The organism is Lactobacillus sp. ESL0791 (assembly GCF_029433255.1).
In the GTDB taxonomy this organism is placed as follows: domain Bacteria; phylum Bacillota; class Bacilli; order Lactobacillales; family Lactobacillaceae; genus Lactobacillus.
The window spans coordinates 1183737-1197073 of record NZ_JAQTHU010000001.1; the positions used below are offsets into that span (position 1 = coordinate 1183737).

General features: G+C 38.8%; 16 protein-coding genes. 4 read left to right on the forward strand and 12 right to left on the reverse strand.

Going from position 1 to position 13337, the window contains the following annotated elements:
- The first annotated feature begins 1 nt into the window (after position 1).
- Complete coding sequence (fni, locus tag PT285_RS05870) at positions 2 to 1018, forward strand: type 2 isopentenyl-diphosphate Delta-isomerase (RefSeq protein ID WP_277148673.1); 1017 nt, start codon at positions 2 to 4, stop codon at positions 1016 to 1018.
- A 154-nt stretch (positions 1019 to 1172) separates the two neighbouring features.
- Here fni and PT285_RS05875 read toward each other — a convergent pair whose 3' ends face one another.
- The 3 genes from PT285_RS05875 to PT285_RS05885 are packed head-to-tail and all read right to left on the reverse strand — an operon-like array spanning position 1173 to position 3201.
- Positions 1173 to 1772, reverse strand: coding sequence for an ATP-binding cassette domain-containing protein (locus tag PT285_RS05875; protein WP_277148675.1), 600 nt, complete (start codon positions 1770 to 1772; stop codon positions 1173 to 1175).
- A gap of 23 nt (positions 1773 to 1795) precedes the next feature.
- Positions 1796 to 2377 (reverse strand): hypothetical protein, encoded by a 582-nt coding sequence (locus tag PT285_RS05880; protein WP_277148676.1) that lies wholly within the window; start codon positions 2375 to 2377, stop codon positions 1796 to 1798.
- 2 nt (positions 2378 to 2379) lie between these two features.
- On the reverse strand, positions 2380 to 3201 hold the full coding sequence (locus PT285_RS05885; RefSeq protein ID WP_277148678.1) for a hypothetical protein: 822 nt from the start codon (positions 3199 to 3201) through the stop codon (positions 2380 to 2382).
- Between the two features lie 183 nt (positions 3202 to 3384).
- Between PT285_RS05885 and PT285_RS05890 the strand changes: the two genes are divergently transcribed.
- From PT285_RS05890 to PT285_RS05900, 3 genes are all read left to right on the forward strand, one after another.
- A complete protein-coding gene (locus PT285_RS05890) occupies positions 3385 to 4221 on the forward strand; it encodes a helix-turn-helix domain-containing protein (RefSeq protein WP_277148680.1) in 837 nt (278 codons plus the stop codon).
- A gap of 28 nt (positions 4222 to 4249) precedes the next feature.
- Positions 4250 to 5083, forward strand: a complete 834-nt coding sequence (locus tag PT285_RS05895) for a helix-turn-helix domain-containing protein (RefSeq protein ID WP_277148682.1) — start codon at positions 4250 to 4252, stop codon at positions 5081 to 5083.
- 89 nt (positions 5084 to 5172) lie between these two features.
- Positions 5173 to 6009 carry a helix-turn-helix domain-containing protein gene (locus PT285_RS05900; RefSeq protein WP_277148684.1) on the forward strand — a complete coding sequence of 279 codons (837 nt, stop codon included), beginning with the start codon at positions 5173 to 5175 and terminating at the stop codon, positions 6007 to 6009.
- Positions 6010 to 6059: 50 nt separating this feature from the next.
- Here PT285_RS05900 and PT285_RS05905 read toward each other — a convergent pair whose 3' ends face one another.
- From PT285_RS05905 to PT285_RS05945, 9 genes are all read right to left on the reverse strand, one after another.
- On the reverse strand, positions 6060 to 6830 hold the full coding sequence (locus tag PT285_RS05905; protein WP_277148686.1) for an ABC transporter permease: 771 nt from the start codon (positions 6828 to 6830) through the stop codon (positions 6060 to 6062).
- 16 nt (positions 6831 to 6846) lie between these two features.
- A complete protein-coding gene (locus PT285_RS05910; RefSeq protein WP_277148688.1) occupies positions 6847 to 7581 on the reverse strand; it encodes an ABC transporter permease in 735 nt (244 codons plus the stop codon).
- 2 nt (positions 7582 to 7583) lie between these two features.
- Positions 7584 to 8456 (reverse strand): ABC transporter ATP-binding protein, encoded by an 873-nt coding sequence (locus PT285_RS05915; protein WP_277148690.1) that lies wholly within the window; start codon positions 8454 to 8456, stop codon positions 7584 to 7586.
- A 19-nt stretch (positions 8457 to 8475) separates the two neighbouring features.
- The gene (locus PT285_RS05920; RefSeq protein WP_277148692.1) at positions 8476 to 8859 is read right to left on the reverse strand and encodes a helix-turn-helix transcriptional regulator; all 384 of its coding nucleotides are present in this window, start codon (positions 8857 to 8859) and stop codon (positions 8476 to 8478) included.
- Between the two features lie 230 nt (positions 8860 to 9089).
- The gene (locus tag PT285_RS05925; RefSeq protein ID WP_277148693.1) at positions 9090 to 9395 is read right to left on the reverse strand and encodes a MazG-like family protein; all 306 of its coding nucleotides are present in this window, start codon (positions 9393 to 9395) and stop codon (positions 9090 to 9092) included.
- A 33-nt stretch (positions 9396 to 9428) separates the two neighbouring features.
- Positions 9429 to 10217, reverse strand: a complete 789-nt coding sequence (locus PT285_RS05930) for a Cof-type HAD-IIB family hydrolase (RefSeq protein WP_277148695.1) — start codon at positions 10215 to 10217, stop codon at positions 9429 to 9431.
- Between the two features lie 4 nt (positions 10218 to 10221).
- The gene (locus PT285_RS05935; RefSeq protein ID WP_277148697.1) at positions 10222 to 11616 is read right to left on the reverse strand and encodes an RsmB/NOP family class I SAM-dependent RNA methyltransferase; all 1395 of its coding nucleotides are present in this window, start codon (positions 11614 to 11616) and stop codon (positions 10222 to 10224) included.
- Entirely contained in the window at positions 11609 to 12574 is a 966-nt protein-coding gene (locus PT285_RS05940; protein ID WP_277148699.1) for a hypothetical protein, read from the reverse strand. The genes PT285_RS05935 and PT285_RS05940 overlap by 8 nt, the downstream gene beginning before the upstream one ends.
- A complete protein-coding gene (locus tag PT285_RS05945; protein ID WP_277148701.1) occupies positions 12571 to 13317 on the reverse strand; it encodes an SAM-dependent methyltransferase in 747 nt (248 codons plus the stop codon). Before PT285_RS05945 ends, PT285_RS05940 begins: the two co-directional genes overlap by 4 nt.
- Positions 13318 to 13337 lie beyond the last annotated feature (20 nt).

Sequence of the window (13337 nt, forward strand, 5' to 3'; positions counted from 1 at the left end):
AATGTCAATTCGTTCAAAGAGAAAAGAAGAACATTTAGCATTGGCGCAAAAATTCTTTGCCGAACCAAGGCAAAATAGTTTTGACCAAATGCATTTGGTCAGGCCAAGCTTGCCCGAAAGCAAAGTTGATCCTGCAGCAATTAAAACTACCATGTTTGGCAAAGAACTTGCTACCCCCTTTTTCATCAATGCAATGACCGGCGGCTCAAGAAAGTCTTACAAAATTAATCAAAGTTTGGGGCGGATTACCGCTAAAACCAGCATAGCTTTAGCACTGGGCTCGGCAAGCATCCTAATTAAGGAACATGAACAGCTGGAAAGTTTTTTGGTTGCCCGTGAAGAAAATCCAACAGGCGTGATTATTGCTAACTGCAATGCTAAGACAACGCCGCAAGATGCACAAAAAATAGTCAGTGAATTGCAGGCCGATGCGCTGCAAATTCATCTCAATACCGTGCAGGAAATTGCCATGCCTGAAGGTGAACGCGATTTTCGTTATTTGGATAATTTAAGAAGGCTGCGGCAAAAGATTACGGTGCCGATCATCATCAAGGAAGTCGGTTTTGGCCTGGATCAGGCGACGATTAATTTACTGAAAAATGAAGAATTCACCCTTTTTGATATTGCTGGCAGCGGTGGTACCAATTTTGCTCAGATTGAAAATGCCCGCAACCAAAGTGATGTCTCCTACCTTGAAGATTTAGGATTGCCTACTGTCATTTCTGCAATGATGGCACGAAAAGAAAATGTCGACTTCATCGTTTCTGGCGGTGTGCGCAATCCGTTAGATGCTTTCAAAGGGCTGTGCTTAGGTGGTAAATACGTTGGTATTTCAAATGTTTTCTTGCAGGCCTTAATGCAAAACGGTGAGGACTACCTCTTGCAAATGATTAAAAATTGGCAGAATGAATTAGCAGCATTGTTGGCAATTTTTGGACAAGCTGATTTGCAATCTGTCACGTTAATCAAGCAATATTTTGATTTGCCGCTTAAAAATTTAATTGAGCAATTGATATAACTTTACATAATTATAAATATGGCAAAAAAGGCAAATTTACTTCTAGTGTAAATTTGCCTTTTTAGTTTGCTTTTAAAATGATTATTTGTTACTTTTTGAAGAAGCTTTAATAATTTTATAGCATTTTAATTATGCTGAGTAAAGGAAAAATTAATCATTCATCTTTAAGAATGCCATACTGCAGATGCAAACGGCGGTCATAATTAAGCTCATCAAGCTTGTCGTGACTGGCTACAATCACCGTTTTATTTTCCTTCTTTAAACTTTTCAGTAAAGACACAAACTGCCCGATGCTATCTTGGTCAATCCCTCGCGTTGGTTCATCAAACAAAATAATATTCTGACCCTCCATCACAGCCTGAATAATACCAACTTTTTGCCGCATACCAACTGAATATTTAGCTATCGCCTGTCGGTCATCTGGGTCAAGCTCAAATTGTTCCAGCAAGCCCCTCACCTTCTCTTCGTTGAAACGATGATTGAGATTAGCTAGAAAATGCAAATTGGTCATGGCTGATTCGTATTCCAAGAAGCCAGGATTTTCAATCAAGGCGCCAATGACGTCTTGGTCGCCAATTGTAACGCTGCCGCTGTCAGCTTTAAGCAGGCCCGTAATAATTTTAAAAATAGTCGATTTTCCAGAACCGTTAACTCCAGAAATGTGAAGCAGTTCCCCAGTTTCAGCCGTCATGGTAACGTCACGCAAGACCTGCTTTTTGCCAAATGATTTTTTGATATTTGTGAGTTTTAACATTTGTTTCTTTCCCCGCTACTTTCTTAAATATAAATATGGTGGATGGCCCGGTAAACAGGATCAAATAAAGGGCTGTACATAATTAATAGCTTAGTTTCAAGATGATAATGAATTTCCAGATTTAAAATGAGAACCAAAATTAACACTAGGTATGGATGTGGCACCTTGTAAGCACTGACTAAAATCCAGGAAAGTAAGATTAGCAGCAAGGCGTGCAAAAGAAGAATCATTGTCCCCGTGTTCGGATTTCCATTTTGAAACAGCGGTTTGCCGCTCATAAAATATGGCGCAAATACCGCAAGCAAGAACAATAGACAGTAAACAGTTGCCAAGGTTAATAAGCAAAAAATTATTTTTTTAGTTTTTTGCCGCACAGCAACAAATAGCCGAATCCGGCGAAAAGTTAATATTTGGTTATAAAGCGTCACCAAGAAAAACGATTGGAAATACAGAGATAAACCATTATTTCTGATATAAATCACTAACAAGTCAATATATCGCTGATCATTGTAGGTAACCATAAGCCAGTAGCCGCCAGCAAAAGCCAAAATAGCAATTGCTAGGCCAATTAATAATAAACGGCGATAAATACGTTTAAGCTGCATAATTACCCCTTTCTTAGCTTTCGTTTGTACCAAATGGTGATTAAAATCGCTGCTGCTGTCGTATAAATGACAACAGCAAAGATAAAGGCCAGTGCTGGATTTAATGGCGGCAGCATATTCAAATTATGGATGCCTGGTGCCAGCAAACTAGGCAAAAATGTTGTAAACGTAAGTTGTCGCGCTAGAAGGTTTGAAGGTGCTAGTCCAACCAAAACCAGTGGTACAAACAGTAGGACCAAACCAATGATAAAGCCAATCGGCAAATAAAGGGCGGTCTTGCGAATAAACAACCCAATGCTAAATACAAGTAATGCAAAAACGCCCCAGCCCAGCGAGCTCATCAAGACAAACATTAAAATTGTCTGCAAATCACTGGGTGAGAAATACCATTCTAGCAGATTACTTAAGTACCCAGTATCATTTACCCTAAATTCAAACGGATGGTAAAGGCAGCTAATCAAGATAAAGTCATAAAGGCAAGTTAAACCGGATAAGCTGGCAGCGGATAGAAAAGTTGTCAGGATTCCCTTTTTTAAAAACCGGCGATAACCAATTCGCTGCTGGACATTAATAAAGCTATTATTGTTTTTAAGATAAATGAAAATCCCTGCGCCGATAATGGTTGCCAAGATCATTTTAACCAGCCTCATGTCCATCGGTTCCCTAAATCCAAAAATCTGGACTATAAAAAATAGATAAATACATTTATGACCATCAGGAGCCGTATAACTAACATCTTTAATTGCTGCCATAACTACCCCCGCTTCAAGCAGCAGGTAGGCAATTATAAGAAAAATAATTATTTTATTGGTCCGTTTCAGCATGTTTGTTTGTCCTTTGTTACTAATTCCTTGTTTTAATATTAATTATACAGTGTGTTTTCTTCTAAAATTGTGCAAATTAGGCACATAATTGTTTTTGACAGCGCTCTACTTTAAATAGTAACATGCTATTAAAAACTTCCTGAAAAAAGTGCAAAATTGCACACATATTAAAAAGGAGTAATTATGAAACAGATTGGTGATACCTTGAGGGCATTGCGTACCTCTAAGCACGTTACACAAAAACAGTTAGCAGAAGGTATTCTAGACAGAAGCGATCTTTCTAAAATTGAACGTAATTTGATTGAGCCATCCTATACTAGTTTAAACTTACTCATTTCTCGTCTAGGAATTACTGGCGATGAATTTGAGTACATTTGCAATGACTATTCTTGGTCACCCAAGCTTAAGCTAATGTATGATTTCTTTAAACTAGACTACACCACTGAACAGGAAAAAATTGTCGACTTTCTGAAGCGCTGCGCGGCTTTTGATAATGACGATGATATCAAAAAGATCTCACTGGTTTTACAGGCCTTACAAGTATTTGAAGAAAAAGACGGTTATTTAAAAGCGCGCAAACTTGCGAAACCAGTTTGGTTTGATTATTTAGCTAAAACTTCAACTTGGACAATATCAGATTTATGCATTTTAAACATGATTTTCTTTGTTTTAGATGATGAAACCATTGCGGTTATCATCCCTGAAGCTGTCAAAACGATTGAAAATAAGTATCCTTTCCTGCAAAAATTAAGATTGAGTTTTATCATTAATAAAGGCTATTTACAGATGAAACAACACGATTTTAGTGCTGCAACTGCAACGTTTAGAAATTCATTAGACCAAATAAAAAAGACAAAAAATTTTGCTGAATTACTTCTTGTTAAAGGACGAATTGCACTTTGTAAAAAGGATAAAGTTGGTGCATTAAAGTATTCAGATCTACTTATTGATATTGAAGCTCAAGCTACAGCCCGAGCTTTACAAGCCGAAATTCGAGAATTTAATTGTTTATTTAACTAGGATATCTTTGACATAAAAAGGAGTAATTATGCCTGAATTTGGAGAAACGATTAAAAAACTTAGGTTAGACAGAGCCATCAGTCAAGAAAATTTGACTGGGGATTTATTTGACCGCAGCATGCTTTCCAAGATAGAGAGTGGCAAGTCTTTTCCGTCACGTGCAGATGCCAGTGTTTTAATTCATCGCTTAGGTGCTAGTCTTGAAGAATTTGAATATATCGAGCGTGGTTACTTGCCAACCCCCAAGAGTAAAATCTTATATCAGCTTTTCAATATCAACTATAGTGTTGAAACTGAAAAAATAAAAAGCATTTTAAATGAGTGCCTCAAAATTGACAAAGATGATGATATCAAGCGCATAATCCTCGTCTTACGCGCACAACTTTTACTTAATGAGCAGAATGGCTTTGCGAAAGCAAAAAGAATTGTTCAACCCATCTGGTTTGATTATTTAAGTAATATTAAAATTCCAACAATCACTGACATTTACCTTTTGAACTTTATTGCTTATGCATTTGATGATGAAACTAACAAAGCTATTATTGCCAAAATTATTTTTACGATCGACAGTTACTACCCTTTTTTGCAGTCGCTAAAATGCAGCTCGTTAATCAATAAAGCAAGCCTGCAATTAGATAAACATAATTTCACGGATGCTAAAGCAACTTTGTTAACGGCTCAGACTCTTGCCGAAAATCTTGCGCAATACCACAAAGTGCTGCTGTGCAAGTCAGAAATTGCGCTCTGTGATAAAGATAAGAAGGCAGCCGTCTATTACGCAGACTTACTAGAAAAAATAGGCGCTAAGGAAATTGCGCTAAAGTTACAAGCCGAAATTCGAGAATTTAATTATCTCTTTTAAACTGAAATCTTCTCTTTTTGCAAATTGTGATGTACAAAGTAAAAGGATTATAATACAAATATTATCGCTGTAAAAAGAAGGAAAATATCATGTTAGAATTCGGTGAAGCTATTCATTTGCTTCGGACATCCCACAAAATAACTCAGGCAAGCCTATCCAAGGGAATTCTTGATCGCAGCAGTCTATCCAAAATTGAGCACGGTAAGCTTTACGTTTCTCATGAAAATGCCGTCAAACTGATTGCTCGCCTTGGTGTCACTGAAGAAGAATTTGAATATTTCAGAAGCAATTATTCGGCTAATAGAAAGCAGCAACTGCTTATACGCTTTTTCACCCTTGTAGACACAACGGAAAAAGCTAAGATTGACGCTTTAATCAACGATTGTTTAGCTGAACAAAACGATCAGGACATTGGGCGAATTGCTATTATTTTGCAAGCTTTGCAATTATTGGGACAACCACATGGCTTTTCCAGAGCTTGTGAACTAGTTCAACCAATTTGGTTTGATTATCTTGCTCAAGTTAAGGAGTTAACCGTTTTGGACACTTGTCTTCTAAGTGTCATTATTTTTGCCTTCGATGAAAAGACAGTTACAGAGATCATTAATCGACTCCTTTGGACAATTGATAATCGTTTCCCTTTTCTAAAATCCTTAAAATGCAATTTGTTGACTAATCGCGGGTTTATGCAAATGACCCAAAACAAATTTGCCCAAGCTAAGGAAACGCTATTGCAGGCATTAACACTGGCTCAGGAAAATGCTAATAAAAAATTGATAATCAAAACACGCCTGGAAATTTGCTCAAAGAAAAAAGAAAAGGCTTTCCATTATGCTAACTTAATGGAAGAAATCGGGACAAAAGAAAACGCTGCTGCCTTAAAGCGTGAAATTAACCAATTTGATTATTTATTTGCCAAGGATTAAGCAACGAAAAAACGGGATCAAACAAAAAAATGATCTCGTTTTTTAGTACCCTAGAACTTTCTCTTTCTGAAAACCGTGTAACCTAAAATAAAAAAGATTAGTAGATAAGCCATCGTTCCCATGATAAGTTCGGGATTAAGCAATTTAGTGGTTGCATGATACGTTATAAAATTATAGTACTGCCGCGTTAGATTGAACATGTTAAACGGATTCCACCTCATGAGCTTCACATTTGCAAATTTTGTGAAAGTCAGCAATTCATCAGAAATGGATTGCCCCATAAAAATAACCAAAAGGCTGACGGTGATCACAATGGCATTACTCCTGCTTAGGCATGAGAGCAGGAAGACTAAACTGATAAGCAGCATAGTAGTCATCAGATCAACCAGCATCGTCTTCAGCATGTTCTCCCACAGTGGCTGCTGGTATTGGTAGATTATTGTCCATGAATAGCGGCTTCCTAATAAAATTGGTTTTAATATTAGCGTAAACATGATAGCAAGAAAATGTAATAAAAGATCATAGGCAAAAATCACAACAAATTTTGCCAAGTAAACCTTAATTTTGCTGTTAGCCTTATAAAGCAAGGTTAAAATTGCGTTATTTTGAAATTCCATTGAAAAAGTGGTCGAACCAACTACTACCAAAATGAACATGATCCAGTCAGGAGCATCAAAGCAGGTCATCATCAGCAACTTTCCTTCAGCGATCCCAAAAGCAAAAGCTGCCATAAGCATTAATGCAAGGAGAAATAGAGGTGCAATCCAGGTACTTTTTTTATGTGTTAATTTATAAAATTCTTGCTTGATGCTGAATATCATCTTCGTGTCTTCTTTCTTATATTCTGCGTTTTTTAAATAGCCAGTAACCTAAAACCGCAAATAATAAACCGTAACCTAGTGTACCTAAAACCAGTTGCAGATTAGTTAAATGGGAAATCTGCATGTAAGAAGCCTTGGTTAACTGCTGCGAAATAAAAATCATGTTGAGCGGATTCCACTTTAAAAGATTAACGAAGCTAGGAAAAGACTTCATCAGATTAGTTGCTAAGGGGCCACCAAAAAATCCTAGAGCGAGACCGACACAAATCACAACCGCATTGTTTCTTACCAGCATGATCAGCATAAACGATAAGCCCACAATGAAAACAGCATAAACGACTTCGCCCATCATATTGAATAGCAAGTCTGTTACCCACGTTTTGTTGTGAATATCACCAGCAAGCAAAAATTTTAATAAAACTGTATTTAAAATTGCCACCAGCGTCAACAACAAACCATAAATGAAGATAACCAAAAATTTGGCAAGATAGATCTTTAACTTGCCCGCATTTTTATACAGCAGCATGAGTATCGTCTGGTTGCTGTACTCCATTGCAAAGAAGGCTGAACCAACTGCAATTAAAATAATCAGGATCCATTCAACTGCGCCAAAACCTAGGCTTAAAGTATCAGCGTCAATCTTAGATGTAATTGCGTTGTAAACCATTGTTAATAGCAAGGCCAATAAACCATAATAAGGAACTTTTTGGTGCAAAAATTTATAAACTTCTACTTGGAAACTGCTAGTCATTATTATGACCTCTGCTTTGCTAGAATATCAACAACTATTTGTTCAAAATCTGCCGTTGCGGGATGCATTTCTGTTAAATGAATGTGGTTTTTGAGGAGTAGATCTTGGATCGAATAAACATCTTGCCGCTTAACGACTAAATAAGCGTCTTGACTGACAAATTCAATCTTATTGTCTGCCAATAGTTTTCCCGCGGACAAATTATTCTCCGTGCCTAACTGGTATTTTTGCTGCCTAAGCCGGTTAAATTCAGCTACTTCTTGATCAATGATAATCTTGCCACTATTGATTAAAATGGCCTTGGTCATCACTTTTTGCAATTCACTGAGAATATGGCTGGAAATTAAAAAAGCGGTACCAGCTTCGGCATAATGTTTAATCAGCTGCCGGACTCGGATCGTTGCGGTAACGTCCAAGCCGTTCATCGGTTCATCAAGAATAATTAATTGGGGCTTATTTAAAAATGCAATCGCAATGCCCAATTTCTGTTTCATCCCCAGAGAATACCCTGCTACCTTTTTATCAATGTAGTCAGACATTTCTAGAACCGCAATCAGATTATTCATATCTACCTTATCTTTACTGTACAGAATCAAATTTTGCCTGCCCGTTAAAAAAGGATAGATTGCGGGATGTTCAATTAGCGCTCCAGTTTTGGTTAAGGCTTGATGGTTATTGGCGGTAACCTCTACCCCATTGATTTTGATGGTGCCGGTAAATTTTGTCAGGCCAAGAATCGTTTTCATCGTAGTCGTCTTGCCCGCGCCGTTGGGACCAATCAAACCGACGATTTCGCCAGCCTTAATCTGAAAATTAATACCTTGAATAATTTTTTTATGACCAATAAAGACATTGAGATTCTGAACTTTCAACATGAATTTTATCTCCTAATTATTAATGCGAACCAAGAGAAAGCGCAATAAAAAAGCCGAGAACGAAGATAACAAACAAAAAAATTAACGTCAGCCACCAAAAATGGCCCAAAAAATCCCAAAAGTTCATCGTGCCGTAGCGGCGGACATATTTATTCTTTTGCGGATCAAAAACGAATTGGCTGCTGTCTATTTTCGGATCATTTTTAAGGCCTAATACTAAATCGTCTAAGCTAACGTTAAAAATTCCTGCTAGCTTAACAACATTATCTAAATCCGGTGTTGAATCCCCCGCTTCCCATTTGGAAATCGCCTGCCTGCTGATTGATAATTTAGCTGCCAGATCGTCTTGCGATAAGGAATTTTTTTTGCGGTAAGTTTTTAATTGTTCTGCGAATTTGATCATAATTTTTCCTCCTAGAATTATTCTTCTTTCAGTTTGTCATATTAAGATAGATAAGCAAGCAACTTTTTAACAACAATTGGTAAAACGCAACTAACTTTTACGCAACCAGGCGTTACAAAAACCAGTTAAATGTCTTTAATATCAAGGCTTTAGCCGGTTACATCTGTGGTAGCGCAATTTCTTATTCAAAAAAGCAACCCAGTCTTTCAACTGGATTGCCTTATCACTATTTATTCTTCTTTTATTTCCTTATGTCCGTTTTTATCATAGACCCGCTTGTCGTTAATCTTAATTTTTTCGACGATATCTTCTCCTAAATCGCTATGCAGCATTTCCGCAATTCCTAGTAAAAAAATCCCAACATCTGCAAGTTCTTCATCGATATTGTCATGGTCTTTTTTCAGCCAACCTTCAAACAGTTCATTTACTTCACCATACAGTAGCAAAAGTTCAAATTTAATATCCGTAGTGTTAAAACCATGCTTTAGCTTATTGGCAATAACTTGTTTCTGCAATTCTTTGGTATCAATAATCAATTTTTAACCTCTTGTTTAAGACTTTAAATAATTTTAGTTATTGAGCAGCCGCCAAATTTCTTTTTGCACCGCACCATCATTGCTTGAACCGATGATCCGATCGGCAGCAACTTTGGCACTCGGCATCGCCGTTCCTGTCGCGTAGCCGATGCCCGCATATTTGAGCATCCCCACATCGTTGCCGCTGTCGCCAAAGGCAATCATTTCACGCGGATTAATCCGCAATTTTTTGCTCAAGTACTGTAATCCCACGGCTTTATTCATGCCCTTAGTCGACATGTCGATTGAAGTTGTAGACCCTGAAACAAAACCAAGTTCAGGATAATCCTGCTTTAAAGTTGCAAGCAGATCTGGCAATTTATCTTTTGGTAAATCAAAAGTCACTTTAAAAATCTGATCATCAAGCTGATCAAAGCTTTTCACAACCGTAATTTTCGAAAAAAATTTTTTAAGCCAATGTGCATAAGCAGGCCCATCAGCTTCCCGCACGTAAGCACTAACCAGACCACCTGTAACAACGTTGTAAGGATATTTATTCGTGATCTTAATTAGTGTCGCTAAATCTTTATCAGAAAGGCTTTCAGTATGAATGACCTCTCTGCCCTTAGCCACAAGTGCGCCGTTTTCAGCAATAAAATAAATTTTGTCAGCAACTTGCGGAAAACGCGACAACAAATTTGCGTATTGATTACCGCTGGCAACAACAAACTTAATTCCCCGTTCCTGCATTATTTTAAATTCCCGCATGAAAAGCTCTTGATCATAGGTTTTTTTATCCGTTAACCACGTTCCATCCATGTCTGTAGCAATTAGCTTTAGCATCTATTTATCCTCTTTTCAATGTCCTTAACCCTTTAGGGTAAAAATTCTTTAAAGTTCTGCCATTAACTATTTTACCAAAACTAAAAGTAAAATTGTGGTAGCTGACCAAGACGAACCCCGTCAAGTGACTTGTGACCGCAATAGTTTCACCATGTAAAAAAGCGCGATATTCCGTATTAGCGGCCAAATCAATTTTGTATTCCTGCTTTTCCTGACTTAAAACCATGGCCAGTTGGTGGCTGGGTACGAACCGTTTTGTTTTTAGTTGTCCCAATTCCACACCGTTGTTTAAAATTTTTAGTCCCACAAGCTGAGCACCGGTGACTGCCGGAATAAAAACATGCCCGGCACGCACTAGCGCATGTTGCCGCCAATTTTTTAGCGAATCTGGCAGAACAAACTGATCCAAAACCGCTGCCAGCATGATTTGCTCATCCTTGGTTAATTTGGTTGCCTGCTCTTTCTGTCTTTTTTTAACTTTTTTAGATGAAATTTCTTGTGCTGCAACTGGTAGCTGCAGCTTGGCAACGAATTGCCCCTCGCCCAAATTATCCTGCGGCCAAAATCGCAATGACTTCTTTACTTCTTGGAAATTATCGGCCCACTCTGGCCGACCGGGACGAGCCTGCACCGCATACTTTTCGGCAATCGGCAAGACCTTCATTCCCAATGTTTTTACCAACCAAGCAACAATTTCTTCATCTTCTTCCGGTGCATATGTGCAGGTGGAATAGATCAGGCTGCCGCCTGGCCGCAGCATTTTAACCGCCTGCAGCAAAATTTCTTTTTGCCGCTTCTGGCAGGTTAAAACATAGTCTGGGGACCAATAATCGATTGCTTCTGGATTTTTTCTGAACATGCCCTCGCCGCTGCATGGTGCATCAACCAGAATTAGGTCAAAAAAATGCGGAAAATGCTTGACCAAATCTTCCGGTTTTTCCGATGTGATCAATGCATTGGTAATTCCCCAGCGTTCAATATTTTCCCGTAAAATTTTTGCCCGCGAATGCGAAATTTCATTAGCAACCAGCAGGCCCGAATTTTGTAGTTTTTCGCCTAGGGCAGTGCTTTTGCCCCCAGGTGCCGCACAAAGATCCAGTACCCGCTCTCCTGGCTGAACACCAACAATCTCTGCGGGAAACATTGCTGATGGGTCCTGCGAATAGACACTGCCGCTCACCCATTCAGGATCAAGGCCGGCGGCTTGTCCGTAATAAGCATTAGGAATGCCAGGAACCGGGTGACTCACGTCATAACTTATCCGAGGTAAAAATTTCAGCGAATTAATTCTAAAGGCCCGTTTTTGCTGGCGACTCATTGCAGCAAACATTTTTTCTGCTTCTGTGTTTCCCAGCAATTGGCGATATTTATGTGTAAATTCATCTGGTAAATTAAGCAAGTCTATCTCCTTTGCGTTTTAAGTAAATGCTCGTCAAGATGTAACTAGCGATCGTAATCAGCCAACTGCCTAGCAGCAGCAATCCTAAATGCATTGGCTGCGAATAGAAGGCGCGCCAACGTAAAAAAATGTAGGCAAGCACTTCAAGCAGTGCTTCAAATAAAATCAGGCGCCCGCCACGATTTACCAGCAGTGTTTGTAGCAAACTGCCGCGCAAGTGGCTTTGTCTAGCCGATTCACAGTTGATCACAGCAATTAGTACATTAGCTAAAATGGCGATTATTAAAAACAATAAAATTAGCAATAATTCACGAATTACCGAAAATTGCCGGCTTTGGTGTTTTTTTACAAAAAGCGGCGTGTAAACCTGTGTATGGTAATGCCGTGCAATCTTTTGGGTCAATTTAGGCGCTGCGTCGATGACGACCCGGTAATTTTTCAGCGGATTTTGGGCTGTCGGCTGCATAATGCCGGTTGTCAGGTAATATTTGTTCTGCTTGATCTGCCGGTAATGCTTTAAATTGCCAATGACGGAATAATAACGGTTGCCCCACAAAATATATTGGTTATTTTGTGTCTTAACAGTAGTTACCTTTGCCTCGGCACCAAGAACTGCAAATGATATCTGCCCGGTAAAATCATCGGAAGAAAAATAGCGGCCTGACTCGGTGGGCATGGTAACAACGTTATGGTTGGCCCAAACCAAGACCTGATCCTTTCCATAACGGCTGTCTAAATGAAGTTGAATTTTTTTATTAGGATAAGTTTTAGTCAAATATTTCAAGAAACTACTAATCGACTTTTTGCTGTTGATTTTAAGATAGCGGGTGTTATTGCTAAGACCGTGAGCCTCAAGCAGCTGGTCTGCTTCCCGCGACTGAATGTTCGACAGCATGCTGCCAATGCCTAAAAAACTCAAAAAGGTAATAAAAATTAGTAAGATTTTTTTATAATTCATGCTTTTATCTCAAAAATTTGCTCGTCTATAAAATCGTAACTCACAAATGAATTGTCAATTTCACGCATTGCCTGCGATTTAACAAATTGCATTTTGGTCCAAAATTCCGGTGAATTGGTTGCACCATTTTTTTCACCGACAAACAACAAGTGACTGTTCGGGCTGTACTTACGCCAGGCTGCTACTGCTTCCAGATCACTTTTGGTAAAATTCGGCGCCCAAGAACAGACAATAAGGTCGACACCGTGAAATTTTTTGATGGCTTCAGTGGCCCCGAGCGGTAAAAGCGGGTAAAATGGTTGGGCACCTGTGGAAGAAGTTTTGGACCATTCCAAAGAATCCGTTGCTTTGACGTTGAGCCCGACTTGTGCCAATGCCAGCGACCAGTAGGCGTTACCTGCCATAATCTCCAAAGCGGAATTAACCTTCAGCTGACATTTGATCAGAGCTGCCGTTGTCAGATTAGGCAGCGACCAGACCCCGTATTTCAATGATAAAAATTGCCGCACGCTGTTCAGCAAGTTATTCATCACTTTTAAACTGGAACGCTTGCCTTCCCTGCTTGCAGATGCAATCGTTTCATATTGGTCAGGCAGTAAGCCTAATTTTGCTGGTGCTTGCAGCAGCACTTTTCCATCTGCAACGGTCTTGATTATTGCGGCAACCTCAATTGCTTGTTCATGAACCAGTTGGTTGCCAATTTGTTGGTCTTGTTGTTTAATTTTATCTAAAAAATTTGTCATCTTCACGTCCTTATATGATT

Bases quoted from the DNA above. Each gene is read 5' to 3' on its own strand.
- PT285_RS05890 (WP_277148680.1), top strand. From the start codon at position 3,385: ATGAAACAGATTGGTGATACCTTGAGGGCATTGCGTACCTCTAAGCAC.
- PT285_RS05880 (WP_277148676.1), bottom strand. From the start codon at position 2,377: ATGCAGCTTAAACGTATTTATCGCCGTTTATTATTAATTGGCCTAGCA.
- PT285_RS05940 (WP_277148699.1), bottom strand. From the start codon at position 12,574: ATGAATTATAAAAAAATCTTACTAATTTTTATTACCTTTTTGAGTTTT.
- PT285_RS05905 (WP_277148686.1), bottom strand. From the start codon at position 6,830: ATGATATTCAGCATCAAGCAAGAATTTTATAAATTAACACATAAAAAA.
- PT285_RS05945 (WP_277148701.1), bottom strand. From the start codon at position 13,317: ATGACAAATTTTTTAGATAAAATTAAACAACAAGACCAACAAATTGGC.
- PT285_RS05875 (WP_277148675.1), bottom strand. From the start codon at position 1,772: ATGTTAAAACTCACAAATATCAAAAAATCATTTGGCAAAAAGCAGGTC.
- fni (WP_277148673.1), top strand. From the start codon at position 2: ATGTCAATTCGTTCAAAGAGAAAAGAAGAACATTTAGCATTGGCGCAA.
- PT285_RS05920 (WP_277148692.1), bottom strand. From the start codon at position 8,859: ATGATCAAATTCGCAGAACAATTAAAAACTTACCGCAAAAAAAATTCC.
- PT285_RS05930 (WP_277148695.1), bottom strand. From the start codon at position 10,217: ATGCTAAAGCTAATTGCTACAGACATGGATGGAACGTGGTTAACGGAT.
- PT285_RS05910 (WP_277148688.1), bottom strand. From the start codon at position 7,581: ATGACTAGCAGTTTCCAAGTAGAAGTTTATAAATTTTTGCACCAAAAA.
- PT285_RS05900 (WP_277148684.1), top strand. From the start codon at position 5,173: ATGTTAGAATTCGGTGAAGCTATTCATTTGCTTCGGACATCCCACAAA.
- PT285_RS05895 (WP_277148682.1), top strand. From the start codon at position 4,250: ATGCCTGAATTTGGAGAAACGATTAAAAAACTTAGGTTAGACAGAGCC.
- PT285_RS05885 (WP_277148678.1), bottom strand. From the start codon at position 3,201: ATGCTGAAACGGACCAATAAAATAATTATTTTTCTTATAATTGCCTAC.
- PT285_RS05915 (WP_277148690.1), bottom strand. From the start codon at position 8,456: ATGTTGAAAGTTCAGAATCTCAATGTCTTTATTGGTCATAAAAAAATT.